The following is an 18,871-nucleotide window of genomic DNA, read 5'->3' on the forward strand; positions in this document are numbered from 1 at the left end:
AAATCCTTATGAGCCGAACGGAGATGGGCCAACCAGCCCATGGATGTACCCGATAATTCCCATCAGAACGATCGAAGCCACAACGAACATCGCATCCTTGCCGTAAGTGCCAGGCTCTGCCGGGGTCCACTCAGGTTCAGACTTGTTGATTACAATGACTTCGACCACCGCCCATGCCAGAAGGCCACCAAACAGGATGATCGAGGCCAGATCGCCGTTCACCAACAGGTGCGCAAAAGCCCACAGTTTGAACCCGCCGAGCATCGGGTGGCGCAGCTTGTTCAGAAGCCGGCCTTTTGTGCCCGCAGGACTCATCAAATAAATCGCGATCAAAACCAACAGGTTGTTGACGTGAATCAGAAAGGTCGGCGGCGCCCAAACGTGGATGAAGTCGGTCATGCGATACCCGAAGATCATCAGAAGGATCGACGCGACCAAAGCCAGGGCAACAGCGCCTTTACCCGCGTCACCCATTGCGGCACGGCGTTCAGGTGCCACACGTTTGAACAGATGCGCCCCCCACCACAGCGCCACACCCAAGATCAGAAGAACAAAGCCCATGCTGGCCTACCCCGCTTGCAAAGCTAATATCGCCTCTGCTTTTGCCAGAATTTCGCGGGCAGTTACAACGTGCAGATTTTCGACAATCTTGCCATCGACAACGGCGACCCCTTGGCCAAGGGCCTCGGTCTCTTCAAAGGCCGAGATCTGGCGGCGAGCCAGGTCGATCTCATCATCCGATGGCGCGAAGGCGGTATTTGCCACTTCGACCTGGGCCGGGTGGATCAGCGTTTTGCCATCAAAGCCCATATCGCGGCCTTGCGCACATTCGAACGCCAGACCTTCGACATCCTTGAAGGCGTTGTAAACACCGTCGATGATGATCAGCCCTTCGGCCTTGGCAGCCAACAAGCACAGCCCTAACGAGGTCATCATCGGCAGGCGATCTGGGCGGAAGCGGGTTTGCAGCTCTTTCGCCAGATCATTTGTTCCCATCACGAATCCGGCCATCAGCGGATGCGCGGCGATTTCTGCTGCGTTCAGCATTCCACGCGGGGTTTCCATCATAGCCCAGATCGGCAAATCTCCGGTGATCGCAGCCAGCGCGTCTACGTCAGCCGCCGAATTCACTTTAGGCAACAGGACAACGTCGGCATCCATTTCGCGCACAGCCTCGGCATCCGCACGGCCCCATTCGGTGTCTAACCCGTTGATCCGAACAATCTTGACGCGTGATCCGTACCCTCCGGCAGCCAAAGCCGCCTTGAGCGTTTCGCGCGCATTGTCCTTTTCGTCGGCTGCGACCGCATCTTCCAGATCAAATATGATTGCATCTACCGGCAGAGTGCGGGCCTTTTCCAAAGCCCGGTCCCGGGACCCGGGGATATAGAGAACCGAACGATAGGGGCGCTGACGAGGATCCATGGACCACTCCCATTGAAATAAAGTTGCGCGGAATGGGGCATTTTTTACCGGAAAGTTCAAGCCCAAAATTGCCGCACCGCAGCAAACACGACGCAACGTGCTTTGCCTTAACTGAATTTCGGCCCCTGCGCGGCACCCTGACCGGCAGAGGGAACCGAAAGGATTCGGGATGCGAAAGACAATGTTCAAGATGACGATGGGACTAGGGATCATGGTACTTGCGGCACAACAGGTACAGGCCCAGGGGCAAAACTGCGCACCGCGAGAGGATGTGCTGGAAAGGTTGACCGACACTTATGGCGAAACGCGCAGGGGCTTTGGTCTGGCCCAGCAAGGCGCGGTCATGGAACTTTTCGCCTCAACTCAAAGCGGCAGCTGGACCATCACGGTGACCTTGCCCAACGGGGTCACCTGCCTCGTCGCTTCGGGGCAAGCTTTTGACGCTGTAGCCGAAGCGCTGCCCCCGAACGCCTGATCAGGTAAGTGCGTCCCAGATCAGCTTACCGCCGGTGAGGGTCAGCAGCACATAGGCAATTCCAAAGAACAGGCGTTCGGACAACATGAAATGTGCACGGACGCCCAGCCAGGCACCGAGAACAGCAAACGGTGTTAACAGCATATCGGCCCATGCCGTCTGCCACGTGAACATGCCAAGATAAGCGTAGGGTACAAACTTCGCGATGTTAATCACCCAGAAGACCAATACTGTACTGGCTTGAAACTCGGTCTTGGTCAGCCGTTGGGACAACAGGTAAACGGCAGCCGGAGGGCCTCCGGCATGGCTGACAAAGCTGGTGAATCCCGCGACCAGCCCTGCAAACAGGCCAGCGGAGGGCGGCAACCGTCTGGCAAACCCGCGCACCCAGCCTTTTGACTGTGCGATGTGCCAGATCACGAACCCGACCGAGATGCCGCCTATCAACAGGCGCAGCAGGTCATCATCCGTTGAACGGTAGAGCCATGCCCCCATTGCCACACCGGGTACAGCACCCAGGATCAGCAGGCGCGCATCCCCCCAGTTCCACCGCTTCCAATAAGGGCCCAAAGTGGCCACATCGATCACCATCAGAATCGGCAGCATCAGGGCCAGGGCCTGCCCGGGCGTTAGGATCAAGGCCAGAATCGATGATGACGCAAAGGCCACGCCCGAGCCGAAACCACCCTTCGAGATACCCGCAAAAATCACCGCCGGGATCGCCACTGCAAAAAACATCAGGTTCAATTCAAACATGCACCGGTCCCGGTTTTGGCTTGTCTCAAAGGCCCTTTAGCGCAACCACATAGGGCCTCGCAAACGGTATGCGGTTGTATGCCACGTCGCAGAACTCTTGCCTAATGCCGTTTTAACGACTAGCACAGCCGCGATTTCAAAACCGACCGGAGATATTCCAAATGGCCAGACCCAAGATTGCGCTGATCGGCGCGGGGAACATCGGCGGCACGCTTGCGCATCTTGCAGCTGTCAAAGAACTGGGTGACGTTGTCCTGTTTGACATCGCTGACGGGTTGCCACAGGGCAAGGCGCTCGACATCGCCGAATCCGGCCCGTCCGAAGGCTTTGACGCCTCGATGAAAGGCACCAGCGACTATGCCGATATCGCCGGCGCGGATGTCTGCATCGTGACCGCAGGCGTAGCCCGCAAACCGGGCATGAGCCGCGATGACCTGCTGGGCATCAACCTGAAAGTCATGAAGTCGGTCGGCGAAGGTATCGCAGCACATGCGCCCGATGCGTTCGTGATCTGCATCACCAACCCACTGGACGCCATGGTCTGGGCGCTGCGCGAATTCTCGGGCCTGCCGCATAACAAAGTCTGCGGCATGGCTGGCGTGCTGGATTCAGCACGTTTCGCGCATTTCCTGTCGGAAGAGTTCAACGTCTCGATGCGCGATGTGACCGCGTTCGTATTGGGCGGCCACGGCGACACCATGGTACCATCAGTTCGTTACTCGACCGTTGCTGGTATCCCTCTGCCTGATCTGGTTGAAATGGGCTGGACCTCGCAAGAAAAGCTGGACGCCATCGTACAGCGCACCCGTGATGGTGGCGCCGAAATCGTAGGCCTGCTGAAAACCGGATCGGCTTATTACGCGCCCGCCACCTCGGCGATTGAAATGACCGAAGCCTATCTGAAAGACCAAAAGCGTGTTCTGCCTTGTGCGGCGTACTGCAGCGGTGAGTTGGGCGTTAACGGCCTTTATGTCGGGGTGCCGACAGTCATTGGCGCAGGCGGCGTCGAGCGCATCGTTAACATCAAGCTGAACGAAGACGAGCAAGCCGGTTTCGACAATTCGGTCAACGCCGTGAAAGGCCTGATCGAGGCGTGCAAAGGCATCGACAGCTCGTTGGCGTAAAACTGCCAGACAATCCGAATTTGAGGCCGGCCCAATTATGGGCCGGTTTTCATTTTCCACCGCGGACCCCGGCCGCATATGTTGGCGCAAACGTCGCAAATCCCTTTTTTCGAATGTGATTTCAAAAAACTGTGCAGGAATATCGAATCAATCGATGGCACTTGAATTTTTGTGATCACACCCTAAAAACCCGTGATCACAAATGTTGAAAATCTTCGACAATTTCCCGTCTCAGGTCAAAAAACCCTTTAAATTTGCCCGCTAGACACGCCTATAACGGTTAAACGCAGTCAGACGGGACAATTTCGATGAACATTCACGAATATCAGGCCAAGGCTCTTCTTCGCAGCTACGGCGCTCCGGTCTCCGATGGTCGCGCCGTGCTGCGCGCCGAGGAAGCCAAAACCGCAGCCGGTGAACTGGATGGGCCGCTTTGGGTCGTCAAGGCGCAGATACACGCGGGCGGCCGCGGCAAAGGATCCTTCAAAGAGGCCGATGCAGGTGAAAAGGGCGGTGTCCGTCTGACGAAGTCGGTCGAAGAAGCGGCCGAAGAAGCCAAGAAGATGCTGGGTCGCACTCTGGTCACCCATCAGACGGGTCCGGCAGGCAAGCAGGTCAATCGCATCTATATCGAAGCCGGTTCCGGCATCGAGCGTGAACTGTACCTGGCCCTGCTGGTAGATCGTCAGACCAGCCGTATCTCGTTTGTCTGCTCGACGGAAGGCGGTATGGACATCGAAGAGGTTGCTGCCGCGACGCCCGAGAAAATCCTGTCCTTCTCGGTTGACCCGGCCACCGGTTACCAACCCTACCACGGCCGCCGCATTGCGTTTTCGCTGGGTTTGGAGGGCGCGCAGGTCAAGCAATGTGTCAGGCTTATGGGCATCCTCTACAAGGCCTTCGTCGAGAAGGATATGGAGATGCTGGAGATTAACCCACTGATCGTATCCGACAGTGGCGACCTGAAAGTGCTGGATGCCAAGGTTGGCTTTGACGGCAATGCGGTCTACCGCCACCCGGATATCGCCGAACTGCGCGACACGACCGAGGAAGATCCCAAGGAACTGGAAGCCAGCAAATACGACCTGAACTACATCGCACTGGATGGTGAGATCGGCTGCATGGTGAACGGTGCCGGTCTGGCGATGGCTACGATGGACATCATCAAACTGTATGGTGCCGAACCTGCCAACTTCCTCGACGTGGGTGGCGGTGCAACCAAAGAGAAGGTGACCGAGGCATTCAAGATCATCACCTCGGACCCGCAGGTCAAAGGCATTCTGGTCAATATCTTCGGCGGCATCATGCGCTGTGACGTCATCGCCGAGGGCGTGGTGGCTGCGGTGAAAGAGGTCGGTCTGCAGGTTCCGCTTGTCGTGCGACTGGAAGGCACCAATGTCGAGAAAGGCAAAGAAATCATCAACAACTCGGGTCTGGACGTGATCGCGGCGGACAACCTGAAAGACGGTGCCGAGAAGATCGTCAAGGCGGTTAAGGGGTAAGCAAGTTGCTGTGGAGTGGGCTACAGGCCGACCCCACGGCAACTACAATCCAACTTTATCCATTTCACGCGGGAAATCGAAAGAAACAATCGATCTGATGTCCATCCCCATCTTCCTCATAGGTCTTGAACGCGCCACAGGGCGGGCACGTTTGATGGCGCAGGAGCTGCAAAAGGCAGGCCTGTCGGCGACGCGCGTCAACGCTGTTGATTGCGACGCCGCCACCCGTGAGGATTTTCTGCGTGAATGCCGGTCCGAGGGACCTTGGGGTTATTTCCATACCAAGGACATGGCCTGCACCCTAAGCCATGCCAGGGCGTGGGAGGCCGTTGTCGCCTCCGGTGCGGAACAGGCCTTGATACTTGAGGATGATGTTTTCCTGTCGCCAGAACTGGCGGATTGGTTGAACGATGCGTCCTGGTGGCCAGAGGATGCCGATATCGTGCGGTTCGAACGCTGGCGCAGTACAAAGCTTTACCTCGCTCTTGGGCGCAAGCGTGTGTCTCATCTGGGTCGGGAGCTGTGCCTGATGCGCTCGCGCCACCCTGGCGGTGCCGCATATGCGTTGACCCGAAAAGCAGCAGAACATTTTCTGGCGCAAAAGCCTTATGACATCGCGCTGGATGGCCTGTTGTTCAACCCGTCAGCCTCGCCCGCGGCGCGTCGGGTCAATGTCTATCAGGTGATCCCTGCCATGGTCGAGCAAGGCAACGATTCGCCGGACGAAATCCAGATGGGTGCCCCCCGCGCACGCCCTACGGGCTGGCCGCTGGTCCGACAAAAAATCAGGCGCGGTATCGCCGAAATCAGCAGCGGCCTGCGCACGATGGCCGATCTGGCCCTTGGTCGCGCCACGCTTCAGAAAGTCACCTATGCGCCGCAGGTTCTTCCAGCGGCTGAACCCTATCAATCCCACACCGCCTAGAGAAAGGGACAAAATGGCAGTCCTCATCGATGAAAACACCAAAGTGATCTGTCAGGGCTTTACCGGCTCGCAAGGTACATTCCACAGCGAACAGGCTATTGCCTATGGCACCAAGATGGTCGGCGGCGTGACCCCCGGCAAAGGCGGGATGGAGCATCTGGGCCTTCCCGTGTTCAACTCGGTCCACGAGGCCAAGCACGTGACCGAAGCCAACGCATCGGTGATCTACGTACCGCCCCCATTCGCGGCGGATTCGATCCTCGAGGCGATTGATGCCGAGATGGAAGTGATTGTCTGCATCACCGAAGGTATCCCGGTTCTGGACATGATGAAAGTGAAACGCGCGCTGGAAGGCAGCAAGTCGCGCCTGATTGGCCCGAACTGCCCCGGTGTCATCACGCCTGACGCCTGCAAGATCGGCATCATGCCCGGCCATATTCACAAACGCGGGAGCGTGGGTGTCGTTTCCCGCTCGGGTACGCTTACTTATGAAGCCGTGAAACAGACAACGGACGTAGGACTGGGCCAGTCCACCTGTGTGGGCATTGGCGGCGACCCGATCAAAGGGACTGAGCATATCGACGTGCTGGAATGGTTCCTGGCAGATGACGAAACCACTTCGATCATCATGATTGGCGAGATCGGCGGCTCGGCCGAGGAAGAAGCCGCGCAGTTCCTGGCAGATGAGGCCAAGAAAGGCCGCAAAAAGCCGGTTGCAGGCTTCATCGCAGGCCGCACGGCCCCTCCGGGCCGCCGCATGGGCCACGCGGGCGCGATCGTCGCCGGCGGCAAGGGCGGTGCCGAGGACAAGATCGAAGCCATGCGCTCGGCCGGTATCGTCGTGGCTGAAAGCCCGGCGCAGCTGGGTGAAGCTGTGCTGGAAGCGATTGGGTAATGGTCAGCGACCGAGTGTTTGTTCTTCGGGCAGTGCTCGGTTTGAAGGCGGGCGATTATCGCCTGCCTTTTGATGCGGCTTGGAGGCAGTTGAAGTTGGTGCGTCGAGTTAGTGCAGTGATCATTGCTTTGCTTGCGATCACCGCTCAAACAAAAGCTCAAGCAGCTATGGAAGACGCGCTTGGCGTCCAGATTGCCAAACTCTGCCGGGAACTTGTTCAAGCGTCCGAACCAATCGCCGAAGGTCTGGCGGACAATGGATTTGTTCTGGCTGAAGGCGACGCATTAGACGCCATCGCCCGCCACATGAGCTATAGAAGAAGGCTGGAACGTGCTGCTGGCTCCACCTATGTCCCCGATCCTGAGAGTTTCCCGGCGGAGTTGGAAAAAGCAAGGGCAACGCTGGATAACTTAAACAAGATTTCATTTATCAGCGTTCTCATTCACCCTGACCATCCAAATTACTTCCTAAACGCTCAAGAAAAAGGAACACGGTCCTGTGGTTTCACCTATGTAGGTGACTTTACGGGCTGGCCAGAGCGACTTGGGTTCACAAGCGATAACTCTATATCGTTTGAAGAACGGTTCGCTTCGGGTCAGGACTTATCAGTCAAAATCTTGCACGGCCCAAAAGACAAAGCGTCAGATTTAGGAACTTTAGTTGTGCTTGGTCCGAGCCTTAGCGCAGGCTCAAATTTTGGCGGTTCGGATTTTGCGATCCGTTGGTCGGTGAGCCCATGACCTTCTCTGACTCCATCCGCACCTGCTTCTCCAAGTTCTTCACCTTCTCGGGCCGTGCCTCGCGGCCCGAATACTGGTTCTTTTTCCTGTTCATCGTGATCTGGAACATCATTGCCGGGATCATCGACTGGCAGTTCTTCACGCAGGTTGCGGTGACGGAAACAGAAACCTCGAAATCCGTATCGGCCACGTCCTCGCAACCGGTGCAGGGCATCGTCAGCCTGATCGTCTTCTTTCCCCATCTGGCCGTCGCTTTCCGGCGGATGCACGATACCGGGCGCAGCGGGCTGTATGCTCTGCTGCCGATCCTGTTGATCCTTGGCGCCGGAGCTGTGCTCGTTTTTGGTATCGGCTTGGCCTCTCATTTCCAGCATGGTGGCAGGCTGGATATTCTGTTCACCCGCGCCACGTTGCTCATCGTTCTTCCGACACTACTGGTACTGGTGGTGTCGCCCCTCCTGGTTCTATGGTGGCTGACACGCCCCAGCCAGCCAGGCACCAATCAATACGGTCCCAACCCAACAGAGGTAGCCCTATGACCGAACATTCGCCCAATTCCGCCTTTCATGCCTCAAGCTTCATGCAGGGGCATAATGCCGAATATCTGGAGCAGCTTTATGCGCAATACACAAAGAACCCCGGTGCGGTGGATGCCGCATGGGGCGCGTTCTTTGATGCCATGGGCGATGATGCCCCCGATGTTCAACGCGAAGCCGAAGGCCCGTCCTGGGCGCGCACCGACTGGCCGCCGATGCCAGCAGACGACCTGACTGGTGCGCTGACTGGTGAATGGGCCGAGATTGACGCTAAAGCGGCGGGCAAGAAGATCAAGGACAAGGCGGCTGAAAAAGGGGCTGAGGTCAGCGACGATCAGATCAAACGCGCCGTGCTGGACAGTTTGCGGGCACTGATGCTGATCCGGGCCTATCGCATCCGGGGCCATCTGGCTGCGGATCTGGACCCGCTGGGCATGCGCGCTGCCAGCACGCATCCTGAGCTGGACCCGAAGACTTACGGTTTCACCGATGCCGACATGGATCGCCCGATCTTTATCGACAACGTGCTGGGATTGCAGGTCGCTTCGATGCGGCAGATCGTTGAGATCGTGAAACGCACATATTGCGGCACCTTTGCGCTGCAATACATGCATATCTCGAACCCGGAAGAGGCCGCGTGGCTGAAGGAGCGGATCGAGGGCTATGGCAAGGAAATCGCGTTCACCAAGGAAGGCCGCAAGGCGATCCTGAACAAGATGGTCGAGGCCGAGGGCTTTGAGAAGTTCCTGCACGTCAAGTACATGGGCACCAAGCGCTTCGGTCTGGACGGTGGCGAGGCGCTAATCCCGGCGATGGAACAGATCATCAAGCGCGGTGGCGCGCTTGGCCTCAGTGACATCGTCATCGGGATGCCGCACCGGGGTCGCCTGAACATTCTGGCCAACGTGATGGGCAAGCCTTATCGCGCGATTTTCAACGAATTCCAGGGCGGTAGCTTCAAGCCAGAGGACGTGGACGGCTCTGGCGATGTGAAATATCACCTCGGCGCCTCCAGCGATCGCGAATTCGATGGCAACAGTGTGCATCTGTCATTGACCGCCAACCCCTCTCACCTTGAGGCGGTAAACCCGGTAGTTCTGGGTAAGGTTCGCGCCAAGCAAGACCAACTGGGCGACACGGACCGTACCAGGGTCATGGCGATATTGCTGCACGGTGACGCGGCCTTTGCCGGTCAGGGTGTTGTGGCCGAGGGCTTTGGCCTGTCCGGCCTGAAAGGGCACAGAACCGGCGGCACCATGCACATCGTGGTCAACAACCAGATCGGGTTCACTACCGCGCCGCATTTCAGCCGCTCGAGCCCCTATCCCACCGATATCGCGCTGATGGTCGAGGCCCCGATCTTCCATGTGAACGGCGACGACCCCGAGGCGGTAGTTCACGCCGCGAAGGTGGCAACCGAGTTCCGCCAGAAGTTCCATAAAGACGTGGTTCTGGACATCTTCTGCTATCGCCGGTTTGGCCATAACGAGGGCGATGAGCCCATGTTCACCAACCCGATCATGTACAAGAAGATCAAAACCCATAAGACAACGCTTTCCTTGTATACCGAGCGGCTGGTCAAGGACGGGCTGATCCCCGAGGGTGAGATCGAAGATATGAAGGCCGCCTTTCAGGCCCATCTGAACGACGAATTCGAGGCCGGGAAGGACTATAAACCCAACAAGGCCGACTGGCTGGATGGGCGCTGGTCGCATCTGGACAGGAACAAGGATGATTATGTCCGGGGTGAAACAGCGATCTCGGCAGAGACACTGGCGGAAATCGGAGCCGCGCTGACCAAGGCTCCTGACGATTTCGCAATGCACAAAACCGTTGAGCGGTTGCTGGAACATAAGAAACAGATGTTCGAGACCGGTGCAGGCTTCGACTGGGCCACGGGCGAGGCTCTGGCGTTTGGCTCGTTACTGACCGAAGGATATCCCGTGCGTCTGGCCGGACAGGATGCAACACGGGGCACGTTCAGCCAGCGTCACTCTGGGTTTGTTCATCAGGAAACCGAAGAACGGTATTACCCGCTCAACAACATCCGTGCCGGGCAATCCCAATACGATGTCATTGATTCGATGCTGTCCGAATACGCGGTGTTGGGTTTCGAATACGGCTATTCGCTTGCAGAACCGAACGCTCTGGTTCTGTGGGAGGCGCAGTTCGGCGACTTTGCCAACGGTGCGCAGATCATGTTCGATCAGTTCATCAGCTCGGGTGAAAGCAAGTGGCTGCGGATGTCCGGTCTGGTCACACTGCTGCCGCATGGCTTTGAAGGGCAAGGCCCAGAACACTCGTCAGCGCGTTTGGAACGGTTCCTGCAAATGTGCGGTCAGGACAACTGGATCGTGGCGAATTGTACGACACCCGCGAACTATTTCCACATCCTGCGCCGTCAGTTGCACCGGACCTTCCGGAAACCACTGATCCTAGTGACGCCGAAGTCGCTGTTGCGTCACAAGCTGGCCGTCAGCACGGCGGATGACTTCACCTCAGGCTCCAGCTTCCACCGGGTGCTGTGGGATGACGCGCAAAAAGGCAACTCTGACACCAAGCTGGTGGCCGATGACAAGATCAAGCGCGTCGTCATGTGTTCCGGCAAGGTCTATTTCGACCTGTTGGAGGAACGCGATGCGCGTGGCATCGACGACATCTACCTGATGCGGATCGAACAATTCTATCCGTTCCCGGCACATTCACTGATCAACGAACTCGAACGGTTCAAGAATGCCGAGATGGTCTGGTGTCAGGAAGAGCCCAAGAACCAAGGTGCGTGGACCTTTATTGAACCCAACATTGAATGGGTCCTGTCCCGTATCGATGCAAAACACACGCGCCCGACCTATGCCGGTCGCGCCACATCGGCCTCGCCCGCAACGGGGCTGGCCAGCCAACACAAAGCCCAACAAGAAGCGCTGGTAAACGAAGCGCTGAGCATTGAAGGAAAGTAAGCGATGACGATTGAAGTTCGTGTTCCCACGCTTGGCGAATCGGTCACCGAAGCCACAGTTGCAACCTGGTTCAAAAAGCCCGGTGATGCGGTCGCCATGGATGAGATGCTGTGTGAGCTGGAGACAGACAAGGTCACCGTTGAGGTTCCTTCACCCGCAGCGGGTGTAATGGGTGAAATCGTGGCAGCCGAAGGCGAAACCGTCGGTGTTGACGCCTTGCTGGCAACGATTGCGGCTGGCGAAGGCGCAGCCCTTGCCCCGGCGGCATCCGCAGCACCGGCAGCTGCACCCGCCGCATCGGCCGGGTCGGTTGACGTGATGGTGCCGACACTTGGTGAATCTGTGACAGAAGCAACCGTTTCGACCTGGTTCAAAAAGGTTGGCGACAACGTCGCGCAGGACGAGATGCTGTGCGAATTGGAAACCGATAAAGTCTCGGTTGAAGTTCCCGCACCGACTTCGGGTGTTCTTGCAGAAATCGTTGCTCCAGAAGGTTCGACCGTGGATGCGGCTGCTAAGCTGGCTGTCATCTCCGGAGCAGCCGCTGGTGCAGCAGCCGCGCCGGCCCAGGCAGCGGCGGCGGCGCCCGCAGTAACCAGCACCGGAAAAGACGTCGCAAACGCGCCGTCAGCCCAGAAGGCAATGGCCGAAGCCGGACTGTCAGCTGATCAGGTCACCGGAACAGGCCGCGACGGTCGCATCATGAAGGAGGACGTGGCCAAAGCCGTTGCAGCAGTTTCGGCCCCGGCACCTGTGGCGGCTGCCCCCACCCCTGTGGCCCAAGCCCCGCGCGCCCCTGTGGCTGCCGAGGACGAGGCACGCGAAGAACGCGTGCGGATGACCCGCCTGCGTCAGACAATCGCCAAGCGTCTGAAAGATGCACAGAACACAGCCGCGATCCTGACCACCTACAACGAGGTGGACATGACCGAGGTCATGGCCCTGCGCAATCAGTACAAGGACCAGTTCGAGAAGAAGCACGGCGTAAGGCTGGGCTTTATGTCCTTCTTCACCAAGGCCTGCTGCCATGCCCTGAAAGAAGTGCCCGAGGTCAATGCCGAGATTGATGGGACCGACATCGTCTACAAGAACTTCGTGCATATGGGCGTCGCCGCCGGTACGCCGCAGGGTCTGGTCGTGCCTGTCATCCGCGATGCGGACAGCATGTCCTTTGCCGCGATCGAAAAAGCCATCGCCGAAAAGGGCAAGCGCGCCCGTGACGGCAAGCTGAGCATGGCTGAGATGCAGGGTGGCACCTTCACCATCTCGAATGGTGGTGTCTATGGCTCGCTGATGTCCTCGCCGATCCTGAACCCCCCGCAGTCGGGTATTCTGGGCATGCACAAGATCCAGGACCGTCCGATGGTCATCAATGGTGAGATCAAGATCCGCCCGATGATGTATCTGGCCCTGTCCTATGACCACCGGATCGTCGATGGCAAAGGTGCCGTGACCTTCCTCGTCCGTGTGAAAGAGGCGCTGGAAGACCCGCGCCGCCTGCTGATGGACCTGTAAGCATGGCAACGCATGTCCTCTGGCAGGCCGATGTGGCCGATTTCAATGCTTGGCTGAAAGTGTTCCGCGAGGACAAACCGATGCGCAAGGCCGCGGGTATCCGCGACCTTCATGTCTGGCGCGACCCCGACCAAAAGGACCACGCCATCGCGATGTTCGAGGTTACAAACCTGGACAAGGCCAAAGCCTTCTTTGGTTCCGAAGAATTGGCGATGCATCACGAGCGGGGCGGAATTGCCCATATCTCGATCAAGCTGCTGGAACCTGTTTGACAAAGACTATTTCCGACCCGCCAAATCGGGTCGGGGAAGCGCCGGATCGTCCGGTCGATTTAGGAGAATGTAATGGCAAATTATGACGTCATCGTAATCGGCGCCGGACCCGGCGGCTATGTCTGCGCGATCCGCTGCGCTCAACTGGGTTTGAAAACCGCCGTGGTCGAAGGGCGCGAAACACTGGGTGGCACTTGCCTGAACGTGGGCTGCATTCCCTCTAAGGCGCTGCTACATGCCAGCCATCAGCTGCACGAGGCCGAGCATAACTTTGCCAAGATGGGCCTGAAGGGCAAAGCGCCTTCGGTCGATTGGAAGCAGATGCAGGCCTACAAGGACGAAGTCATCGACGGCAACACCAAGGGCATCGAATTCCTGTTCAAAAAGAACAAGATCGACTGGCTGAAAGGTTGGGGATCAATCCCTGCCGAAGGTCAGGTAAAAGTGGGTGATGAAGTCCACGTGACCAAGAACATTATCATCGCATCCGGGTCGGAACCATCTTCCCTGCCCGGTGTTGAAGTTGATGAGAAAGTTGTCGTGACCTCGACCGGTGCTTTGTCACTGAACAAGATCCCGAAGAAAATGGTTGTGATCGGCGCGGGTGTGATCGGTCTGGAGCTGGGATCGGTTTACAGCCGCCTGGGCGCTGAAGTTACCGTGATCGAGTTCCTCAAGGAGATCACGCCGGGCATGGACCCAGAGGTGCAAAAAACCTTCCAGCGCATTCTCAAGAAACAGGGCCTGACATTTGTCATGGGCGCGGCGGTGCAGAAAACCGAAGCGACCAAGACCAAGGCCAAAGTTACTTACAAGCTGCTCAAAGACGACAGTGAACATGTGATCGACGCCGACACTGTGCTGGTTGCCACAGGCCGCAAACCCTATTCGGATGGTCTGGGACTGGACGCTCTGGGCATCGAGATGACACCGCGTGGTCAGATCAAGGTTGGTGCCGACTGGCAGACCAACGTGCCGGGCATCTATGCAATTGGCGACGTGACCGAAGGCCCGATGCTGGCGCACAAGGCCGAAGACGAAGGCATGGCCGCAGCCGAGCAGGTTGCAGGCAAGCACGGTCATGTCAACTATGGCGTGATTCCGGGCGTGATCTACACCTGGCCCGAAGTCGCCAATGTCGGTGAAACCGAAGCGACGCTCAAAGAACAGGGTCGTGCCTATAAGGTCGGCAAGTTCATGTTTATGGGCAATGGGCGTGCCAAGGCGAATTTTGCGGCAGACGGGTTCGTCAAGATTCTGGCCGACAAGGAAACCGATCGCATCCTGGGTGCCCATATCATCGGCCCCGGCGCGGGCGATCTGATCCACGAAGTTTGTGTGGCAATGGAATTCGGTGCTTCTGCCGAGGATCTGGCGCTCACCTGCCACGCGCATCCGACGTATTCAGAAGCGGTGCGCGAGGCTGCCCTGGCCTGCGGAGACGGCCCGATCCACAGCTAACACCCCTGACCCCGGCGGCGATCAGCTTGCCGGGGTCAGCCATGCATCCAGATATGTTTCCAGTCTGTCTGTGAACGTTGTCGCTGAATGCAGCGCGCAATATTGTAAGGACATGGCCTGAATGGCAAAGGCCTGCACGCCTTCTGCCAACAGCTCAGATGGTACATCCTTGCGCACCTCTGCGGTTTCAAGCCACATCATCACGACCCGAAAATATCGTTCAAAACAATAGGCAATCGGCCCAATATCTGCGATAGCCGTTGCCCCCGAGTATCTGATCAACAGATCGAACACGTACCGTTCGGACGTCATGAATTCGTGGACCGGTTCCAGCGAAGCGATGATCTCTGGTACCGTTTTGGGTGGAGTTCCGGATTGGGCCAGATCCAGACACGCATTCAGCTTGTCCGCTATCAAGATTTCCATCAGCGCGTCCTTGTCGCGGAAATGCGCAAAGAAGGTCCCCTTGGCAACACCCGCGGCCTTTACAACTTCATCCACCCGCAAAGCTTCATATCCGCCGTGTCGGATAACCTCTTCCGCAGCTGAGAGAAGCTTGGCGCGGGTCTTGATGGTACGTTTCTGGATCGTTTTTTGCATAACGCCCAATCGCACATTTTTTGACCGTGGTCAAATTTTATATTGACCGTGGTCATTTTTTGATTCTATAAACTGACCACGGTCATTTTCAGGAGAACTACAATGCACCCCAAGAAAATCCTCATCCTCGATGGACATCCTGCAGAAAGCAGCTTGTCACGCACATTCGCAGAAACCTATGGCGAGGCAGCCCGCAAAAACGGACATGACGTCCGGATAGTCCATCTGAGCGACCTACAGTTCGATTTTGATTTCGGTCAGGGCAACTATCACGACTTCAAGCCGCTTGAACCGGTTCTGGAACACGTGTTGCAGGACTTCGAATGGAGCGATCATTTGGTCCTGACCACACCTATGTGGTGGGGCGGGCTGCCTGCAAAACTCAAAGGATTGATTGACCGGATGTTCATACCTGGACGGACATTCGACACCCGCAACACGACGATGGCCGGCCTGCCAGCCCCGATGCTGACCGGACGCACCGCGCGCGTTATCCTGACCTCAGATACGCCCGGCTGGTTCATGCGTCTGATGTACAGGCAAGCGCTTATTCGGCAGGTTCGCGGCCAGATCCTCGGGTTTGTTGGCTTCAAACCAACGCGGTTTACGTACTTTTCAGGCGCAAGCTATCCCAAACCGGGCAGCGTTGATCGCTGGATCAAAAAGGTGTCCAGAATCGGAGCCGCCGCTGCTTGACTGAACAGCCGTCCGTTACCTACCACATTGTTTTGGCGGCGCGTGCAGCCCAGTCTTTGTCATATTGCGCGCCGCCCTCTTCACCTTCTGACGCCTCGGACAGAAGCTGCCCAATCGTCGGAAGGTCCTTGCTTTCGTCGCCACAAGTCCAAGTTCGGGCGCGTATCAGTGCACGCGCGCACTGGCTGTAAATTTCATCAATCTGCACAACGATAACCGTCGCCGGAACCTTGCCAGCCTTTTCGAACTGGTTGCGCAATGCCGCGTCTGCGGTCAATCGGGCCGTTCCGTTCACCCGAACGACATTGTCAGAGCCCGGCACAAAGAACATCAGCGAAACGCGCGGGTCCCGAACGATGTTACGCAAGCTGTCCAGGCGGTTGTTTCCCCGCCAGTCAGGCAGCGCCAGTGTTTTTTGGTTCAATTCGCGCACAACAGCACCATCGTCCCCGCGTGGGCTTCCGTCCACCCCCTCGGGACCAACTGTACTGAGAATGCAAAGACGCGAGGCTTCAATCCACTTGCGATAGAGCGGAGTTAAGTGTCGAACGACCTTTCGTAACGAAGCAGCACCTGGCGTTCCGTACAACGCCTCGAGAGCTTCTACTTTTTCAATGAATTCCATCAGGATCAAACCCCACTTCGCGCATCAACTCGTTCGAGCGTGTTTCAATCACTTTCTCCAACCGCGCGAGGAACTCATCGCGGGCAACACCCGGTTTGATCGGCTCCAGAAAATCTACAATGGCAAGGCCGGGTTTACGTAAAACGCCTGTGCGGGGCCAGAACACGCCAGCATTCGTCGCAACCGGAACGCACGGAAAACCAAGGCCTTCATACAGAATCGCCGTACCAACCTTGTAGGGTTTCTTTGCGCCCGGCGCCACACGCGTGCCCTGCGGATAGATTACCAGCTGTCCAGGTTCAGAAAACTCTTTTGAGACGTCCTTGACCATTTTTGCCACAGCCGCACCGCGCTTGCCTCGATTGACCGGGATACAGCCAAGGCGTCGCGCATACATGCCAATAACGGGTGTGAACAACAGCTCGCGCTTCATGATAAACTTGCCGTGCGGAATGGCGTCGAAAATCATGATGATATCAAGAAACGACTGATGTTTGGCCCCGATGACCACTTCATTCGTCGGGGCATTGCCCCGCACCTCGCAGCGAATACCAACCATCCACCGGGCCAGCCACATGGTGCTTTTGGCGTAGGTTTTACACGCTTTCAGCGCACCGTTTTTAGAAAACAGAGCATAAGGCAGAAACGCGATGCCAAGGATCAGCATCCAGGCATAGATTACAATCATGAAGATGAGGGAACGAACCCACTGAATTGCCATCAACATCAGGAAAGCTCCTTCAACTTGCGTCGGGCTGCGGCCCATGTGGCAACAAAGGCAACGGCTGCCCCAAGGACGGGGATAAGAACCGGCAACACCCAGTCTTTACCCTGAAATCCAACTCCGGTCAGAAATCCGCCCGCGTCCGAAGCTTCGGGCAAAAGCAAGACACCAGTCATTCCCAGCAGGGTCCCAACCGAGGCGCCGAAAAACGCGCGATAGGTAAACCGCCGCACAAAAGCACCTGCGATGAAACCATCCTGCGCGCCAACCAATCGCAGAACTTCGATAATCTGCGCATTGGCCGCGAGTGATGCGTTGGCCGCAAGAGTGATCATCGCAGCGGTCGCGCCACCGATCAGCAGGATTGATATCCACCCCAGACGACGCAGGGACATCGCAGCATCGACCAGCGGTTCGCGCCATCGCGTGTGATCATCAAGAACCGCGCCGGGCACCTCGGCCCCCAATCGCAATCGCAGTCCGATTGCATCCAGCCCCGGTTCACCCTCGATGATCTCTATCAGCTGCGGGATTGGCAAAGTATCCAACGGCAGGTCCGGCCCGAACCAAGGTGACAGCAACGCGGCTTGTTCATCTGCGCTAAGCGCACGGGCAGACGCGACACCGGGTGTCTGGCTGAGGACGGTCAATGCCGCTTCTGTTTGGGCAGCAAGCTGCTCGGCCGGTGCATTGATGCGTAAGGTTACGGCGCCCGCCAGTTCCGAAGCCCACCGATCCGCGATGCGGCCAGAGGCGAGGGACAAAGCCAAAGCGAAAACAGCAAGAAATGCCATGGCACCAGCGACAAACAGGGTCAGGTGGGCGGTGTAGCCGGTTGGCGGAACAACGCGGTCAGCACGGGTATCGCCGCGCAGCAGGTTTCGGATATCAGCCCCAGTCACAGGTCTGCCCCCGCCAGATGCAGCTTTCGCTGCGAAATCCGCAAAACACGCGCCTGAACATGGCTTTTTGCAGCTCGGATCAGGCTCAGGTCATGGGTGGCAATCAGAACGGTCTTTCCCATGCGGTTCAGCTCAACCAGCAGGTGCAGCAAAAGTTGCGACATCTCCCAATCGATATTGCCCGTGGGTTCATCCGCCAATATGACATCGGGCGACAGGATGACGGCACGCGCCAGAGCTGCTCGTTGACGTTCACCGCCGGATAATTCCGGTGGCCGTGCTTCGAGACGTGCACCAAGCCCCACCCAGCTAAGCAGTTCGGTCAGATTGTCTTGCCCGGACGATTCCCCGCGCCCGGACACCATCAGTGGCAAGGCGACATTTTCAGCAAGCGTCATATGGTCAAGAAACTGGCAATCCTGATGCACAACGCCGACACGGCGGCGCAGCACGGCCAGCTGATCCCGATCAAGGGTCGAGACGTCCTGATCAAACACGCTAAGACGCCCTGAGGTCGGCAACAGCGCCCCGTAACACAACTTGAGCAATGTCGTCTTGCCCGCCCCCGACGGCCCGGTCAGAAAATGGAACGACCCTGGCTGTAATTGAACCGAGACATCGCTCAGCAACTCGCCGCCACCGTAGGTATAGCTGACATTTTCCAGCTCGATCACACGTGCCCCCAATATTTTGCCGCTCTTCTTGCCCGAGCAGGGCGACGGTTTCAATGGCTCTACCGAG

Annotated in this window: 20 protein-coding genes; 12 read left to right on the top strand and 8 right to left on the bottom strand. The window is 57.6% G+C overall.

All coding sequences use genetic code 11. The features are described from left to right. Positions 1–6: 6 nt before the first annotated feature. A complete protein-coding gene (locus ACR0BK_RS07470) occupies positions 7–561 on the bottom strand; it encodes an NnrU family protein (protein ID WP_480494302.1) in 555 nt (184 codons plus the stop codon). A gap of 6 nt (positions 562–567) precedes the next feature. Further along, positions 568–1,425 (bottom strand): HpcH/HpaI aldolase/citrate lyase family protein, encoded by an 858-nt coding sequence (locus ACR0BK_RS07475; RefSeq protein WP_480494304.1) that lies wholly within the window; start codon positions 1,423–1,425, stop codon positions 568–570. Between the two features lie 169 nt (positions 1,426–1,594). On the opposite strand from ACR0BK_RS07475, the gene ACR0BK_RS07480 reads away from it, so the two are divergent. Then, positions 1,595–1,900, top strand: coding sequence for a hypothetical protein (locus tag ACR0BK_RS07480; RefSeq protein ID WP_480554210.1), 306 nt, complete (start codon positions 1,595–1,597; stop codon positions 1,898–1,900). On the opposite strand, the gene ACR0BK_RS07485 is transcribed toward ACR0BK_RS07480, so the two are convergent. Beyond that, positions 1,901–2,656 carry a sulfite exporter TauE/SafE family protein gene (locus ACR0BK_RS07485; RefSeq protein ID WP_480475086.1) on the bottom strand — a complete coding sequence of 252 codons (756 nt, stop codon included), beginning with the start codon at positions 2,654–2,656 and terminating at the stop codon, positions 1,901–1,903. Positions 2,657–2,817: 161 nt separating this feature from the next. Between ACR0BK_RS07485 and mdh the strand changes: the two genes are divergently transcribed. The 10 genes from mdh to lpdA all read left to right on the top strand — a co-directional run bounded on the left by mdh (position 2,818) and on the right by lpdA (position 14,583). Further along, complete coding sequence (gene mdh, locus ACR0BK_RS07490; RefSeq protein ID WP_480518443.1) at positions 2,818–3,780, top strand: malate dehydrogenase; 963 nt, start codon at positions 2,818–2,820, stop codon at positions 3,778–3,780. A gap of 308 nt (positions 3,781–4,088) precedes the next feature. Next, positions 4,089–5,282 (top strand): ADP-forming succinate--CoA ligase subunit beta, encoded by a 1,194-nt coding sequence (gene sucC, locus ACR0BK_RS07495; protein ID WP_267363198.1) that lies wholly within the window; start codon positions 4,089–4,091, stop codon positions 5,280–5,282. Positions 5,283–5,379: 97 nt separating this feature from the next. Next, on the top strand, positions 5,380–6,207 hold the full coding sequence (locus ACR0BK_RS07500) for a glycosyltransferase family 25 protein (RefSeq protein ID WP_480554211.1): 828 nt from the start codon (positions 5,380–5,382) through the stop codon (positions 6,205–6,207). Positions 6,208–6,220: 13 nt separating this feature from the next. After that, positions 6,221–7,102, top strand: coding sequence for a succinate--CoA ligase subunit alpha (sucD, locus tag ACR0BK_RS07505; RefSeq protein ID WP_209506539.1), 882 nt, complete (start codon positions 6,221–6,223; stop codon positions 7,100–7,102). Next, on the top strand, positions 7,102–7,842 hold the full coding sequence (locus ACR0BK_RS07510) for a hypothetical protein (protein WP_480554212.1): 741 nt from the start codon (positions 7,102–7,104) through the stop codon (positions 7,840–7,842). Before sucD ends, ACR0BK_RS07510 begins: the two co-directional genes overlap by 1 nt. Further along, positions 7,839–8,381, top strand: a complete 543-nt coding sequence (locus tag ACR0BK_RS07515; RefSeq protein ID WP_480554213.1) for a DUF805 domain-containing protein — start codon at positions 7,839–7,841, stop codon at positions 8,379–8,381. The genes ACR0BK_RS07510 and ACR0BK_RS07515 overlap by 4 nt, the downstream gene beginning before the upstream one ends. Further along, complete coding sequence (locus ACR0BK_RS07520) at positions 8,378–11,335, top strand: 2-oxoglutarate dehydrogenase E1 component (protein ID WP_480554214.1); 2,958 nt, start codon at positions 8,378–8,380, stop codon at positions 11,333–11,335. The genes ACR0BK_RS07515 and ACR0BK_RS07520 overlap by 4 nt, the downstream gene beginning before the upstream one ends. Before the next feature lie 3 nt (positions 11,336–11,338). Continuing rightward, the gene (gene odhB / locus ACR0BK_RS07525; protein ID WP_480554215.1) at positions 11,339–12,850 is read left to right on the top strand and encodes a 2-oxoglutarate dehydrogenase complex dihydrolipoyllysine-residue succinyltransferase; all 1,512 of its coding nucleotides are present in this window, start codon (positions 11,339–11,341) and stop codon (positions 12,848–12,850) included. Positions 12,851–12,852: 2 nt separating this feature from the next. Continuing rightward, entirely contained in the window at positions 12,853–13,122 is a 270-nt protein-coding gene (locus ACR0BK_RS07530) for a hypothetical protein (RefSeq protein WP_480483134.1), read from the top strand. Between the two features lie 72 nt (positions 13,123–13,194). Continuing rightward, positions 13,195–14,583 carry a dihydrolipoyl dehydrogenase gene (gene lpdA, locus ACR0BK_RS07535; RefSeq protein ID WP_480554216.1) on the top strand — a complete coding sequence of 463 codons (1,389 nt, stop codon included), beginning with the start codon at positions 13,195–13,197 and terminating at the stop codon, positions 14,581–14,583. 21 nt (positions 14,584–14,604) lie between these two features. On the opposite strand, the gene ACR0BK_RS07540 is transcribed toward lpdA, so the two are convergent. Beyond that, positions 14,605–15,183, bottom strand: a complete 579-nt coding sequence (locus ACR0BK_RS07540) for a TetR/AcrR family transcriptional regulator (protein ID WP_480475070.1) — start codon at positions 15,181–15,183, stop codon at positions 14,605–14,607. Positions 15,184–15,285: 102 nt separating this feature from the next. On the opposite strand from ACR0BK_RS07540, the gene ACR0BK_RS07545 reads away from it, so the two are divergent. Continuing rightward, complete coding sequence (locus ACR0BK_RS07545) at positions 15,286–15,879, top strand: NAD(P)H-dependent oxidoreductase (protein WP_480518435.1); 594 nt, start codon at positions 15,286–15,288, stop codon at positions 15,877–15,879. A gap of 19 nt (positions 15,880–15,898) precedes the next feature. Here ACR0BK_RS07545 and ACR0BK_RS07550 read toward each other — a convergent pair whose 3' ends face one another. Genes ACR0BK_RS07550 through ACR0BK_RS07565 form a run of 4 tightly spaced genes read right to left on the bottom strand, consistent with a single transcriptional unit; the run spans position 15,899 to position 18,804 of the window. Next, positions 15,899–16,504, bottom strand: coding sequence for a pyridoxamine 5'-phosphate oxidase family protein (locus tag ACR0BK_RS07550; RefSeq protein WP_480475066.1), 606 nt, complete (start codon positions 16,502–16,504; stop codon positions 15,899–15,901). Further along, complete coding sequence (locus tag ACR0BK_RS07555; protein WP_480475065.1) at positions 16,491–17,231, bottom strand: lysophospholipid acyltransferase family protein; 741 nt, start codon at positions 17,229–17,231, stop codon at positions 16,491–16,493. The genes ACR0BK_RS07550 and ACR0BK_RS07555 overlap by 14 nt, the downstream gene beginning before the upstream one ends. Beyond that, entirely contained in the window at positions 17,231–18,130 is a 900-nt protein-coding gene (locus ACR0BK_RS07560; protein WP_480475063.1) for a cell division protein FtsX, read from the bottom strand. Before ACR0BK_RS07560 ends, ACR0BK_RS07555 begins: the two co-directional genes overlap by 1 nt. Continuing rightward, on the bottom strand, positions 18,127–18,804 hold the full coding sequence (locus tag ACR0BK_RS07565; protein ID WP_480554293.1) for a cell division ATP-binding protein FtsE: 678 nt from the start codon (positions 18,802–18,804) through the stop codon (positions 18,127–18,129). Before ACR0BK_RS07565 ends, ACR0BK_RS07560 begins: the two co-directional genes overlap by 4 nt. Positions 18,805–18,871: the final 67 nt, after the last annotated feature.

This window comes from Ruegeria sp. AF1 (assembly GCF_056542125.1).

Excerpts from the sequence above, each read along its gene's own strand:
- ACR0BK_RS07470 (WP_480494302.1), bottom strand. The coding sequence starts at position 561 with ATGGGCTTTGTTCTTCTGATCTTGGGTGTGGCGCTGTGGTGGGGGGCG.
- ACR0BK_RS07475 (WP_480494304.1), bottom strand. The coding sequence starts at position 1,425 with ATGGATCCTCGTCAGCGCCCCTATCGTTCGGTTCTCTATATCCCCGGG.
- ACR0BK_RS07480 (WP_480554210.1), top strand. The coding sequence starts at position 1,595 with ATGCGAAAGACAATGTTCAAGATGACGATGGGACTAGGGATCATGGTA.
- ACR0BK_RS07485 (WP_480475086.1), bottom strand. The coding sequence starts at position 2,656 with ATGTTTGAATTGAACCTGATGTTTTTTGCAGTGGCGATCCCGGCGGTG.
- mdh (WP_480518443.1), top strand. The coding sequence starts at position 2,818 with ATGGCCAGACCCAAGATTGCGCTGATCGGCGCGGGGAACATCGGCGGC.
- sucC (WP_267363198.1), top strand. The coding sequence starts at position 4,089 with ATGAACATTCACGAATATCAGGCCAAGGCTCTTCTTCGCAGCTACGGC.
- ACR0BK_RS07500 (WP_480554211.1), top strand. The coding sequence starts at position 5,380 with ATGTCCATCCCCATCTTCCTCATAGGTCTTGAACGCGCCACAGGGCGG.
- sucD (WP_209506539.1), top strand. The coding sequence starts at position 6,221 with ATGGCAGTCCTCATCGATGAAAACACCAAAGTGATCTGTCAGGGCTTT.
- ACR0BK_RS07510 (WP_480554212.1), top strand. The coding sequence starts at position 7,102 with ATGGTCAGCGACCGAGTGTTTGTTCTTCGGGCAGTGCTCGGTTTGAAG.
- ACR0BK_RS07515 (WP_480554213.1), top strand. The coding sequence starts at position 7,839 with ATGACCTTCTCTGACTCCATCCGCACCTGCTTCTCCAAGTTCTTCACC.
- ACR0BK_RS07520 (WP_480554214.1), top strand. The coding sequence starts at position 8,378 with ATGACCGAACATTCGCCCAATTCCGCCTTTCATGCCTCAAGCTTCATG.
- odhB (WP_480554215.1), top strand. The coding sequence starts at position 11,339 with ATGACGATTGAAGTTCGTGTTCCCACGCTTGGCGAATCGGTCACCGAA.
- ACR0BK_RS07530 (WP_480483134.1), top strand. The coding sequence starts at position 12,853 with ATGGCAACGCATGTCCTCTGGCAGGCCGATGTGGCCGATTTCAATGCT.
- lpdA (WP_480554216.1), top strand. The coding sequence starts at position 13,195 with ATGGCAAATTATGACGTCATCGTAATCGGCGCCGGACCCGGCGGCTAT.
- ACR0BK_RS07540 (WP_480475070.1), bottom strand. The coding sequence starts at position 15,183 with ATGCAAAAAACGATCCAGAAACGTACCATCAAGACCCGCGCCAAGCTT.
- ACR0BK_RS07545 (WP_480518435.1), top strand. The coding sequence starts at position 15,286 with ATGCACCCCAAGAAAATCCTCATCCTCGATGGACATCCTGCAGAAAGC.
- ACR0BK_RS07550 (WP_480475066.1), bottom strand. The coding sequence starts at position 16,504 with ATGGAATTCATTGAAAAAGTAGAAGCTCTCGAGGCGTTGTACGGAACG.
- ACR0BK_RS07555 (WP_480475065.1), bottom strand. The coding sequence starts at position 17,231 with ATGTTGATGGCAATTCAGTGGGTTCGTTCCCTCATCTTCATGATTGTA.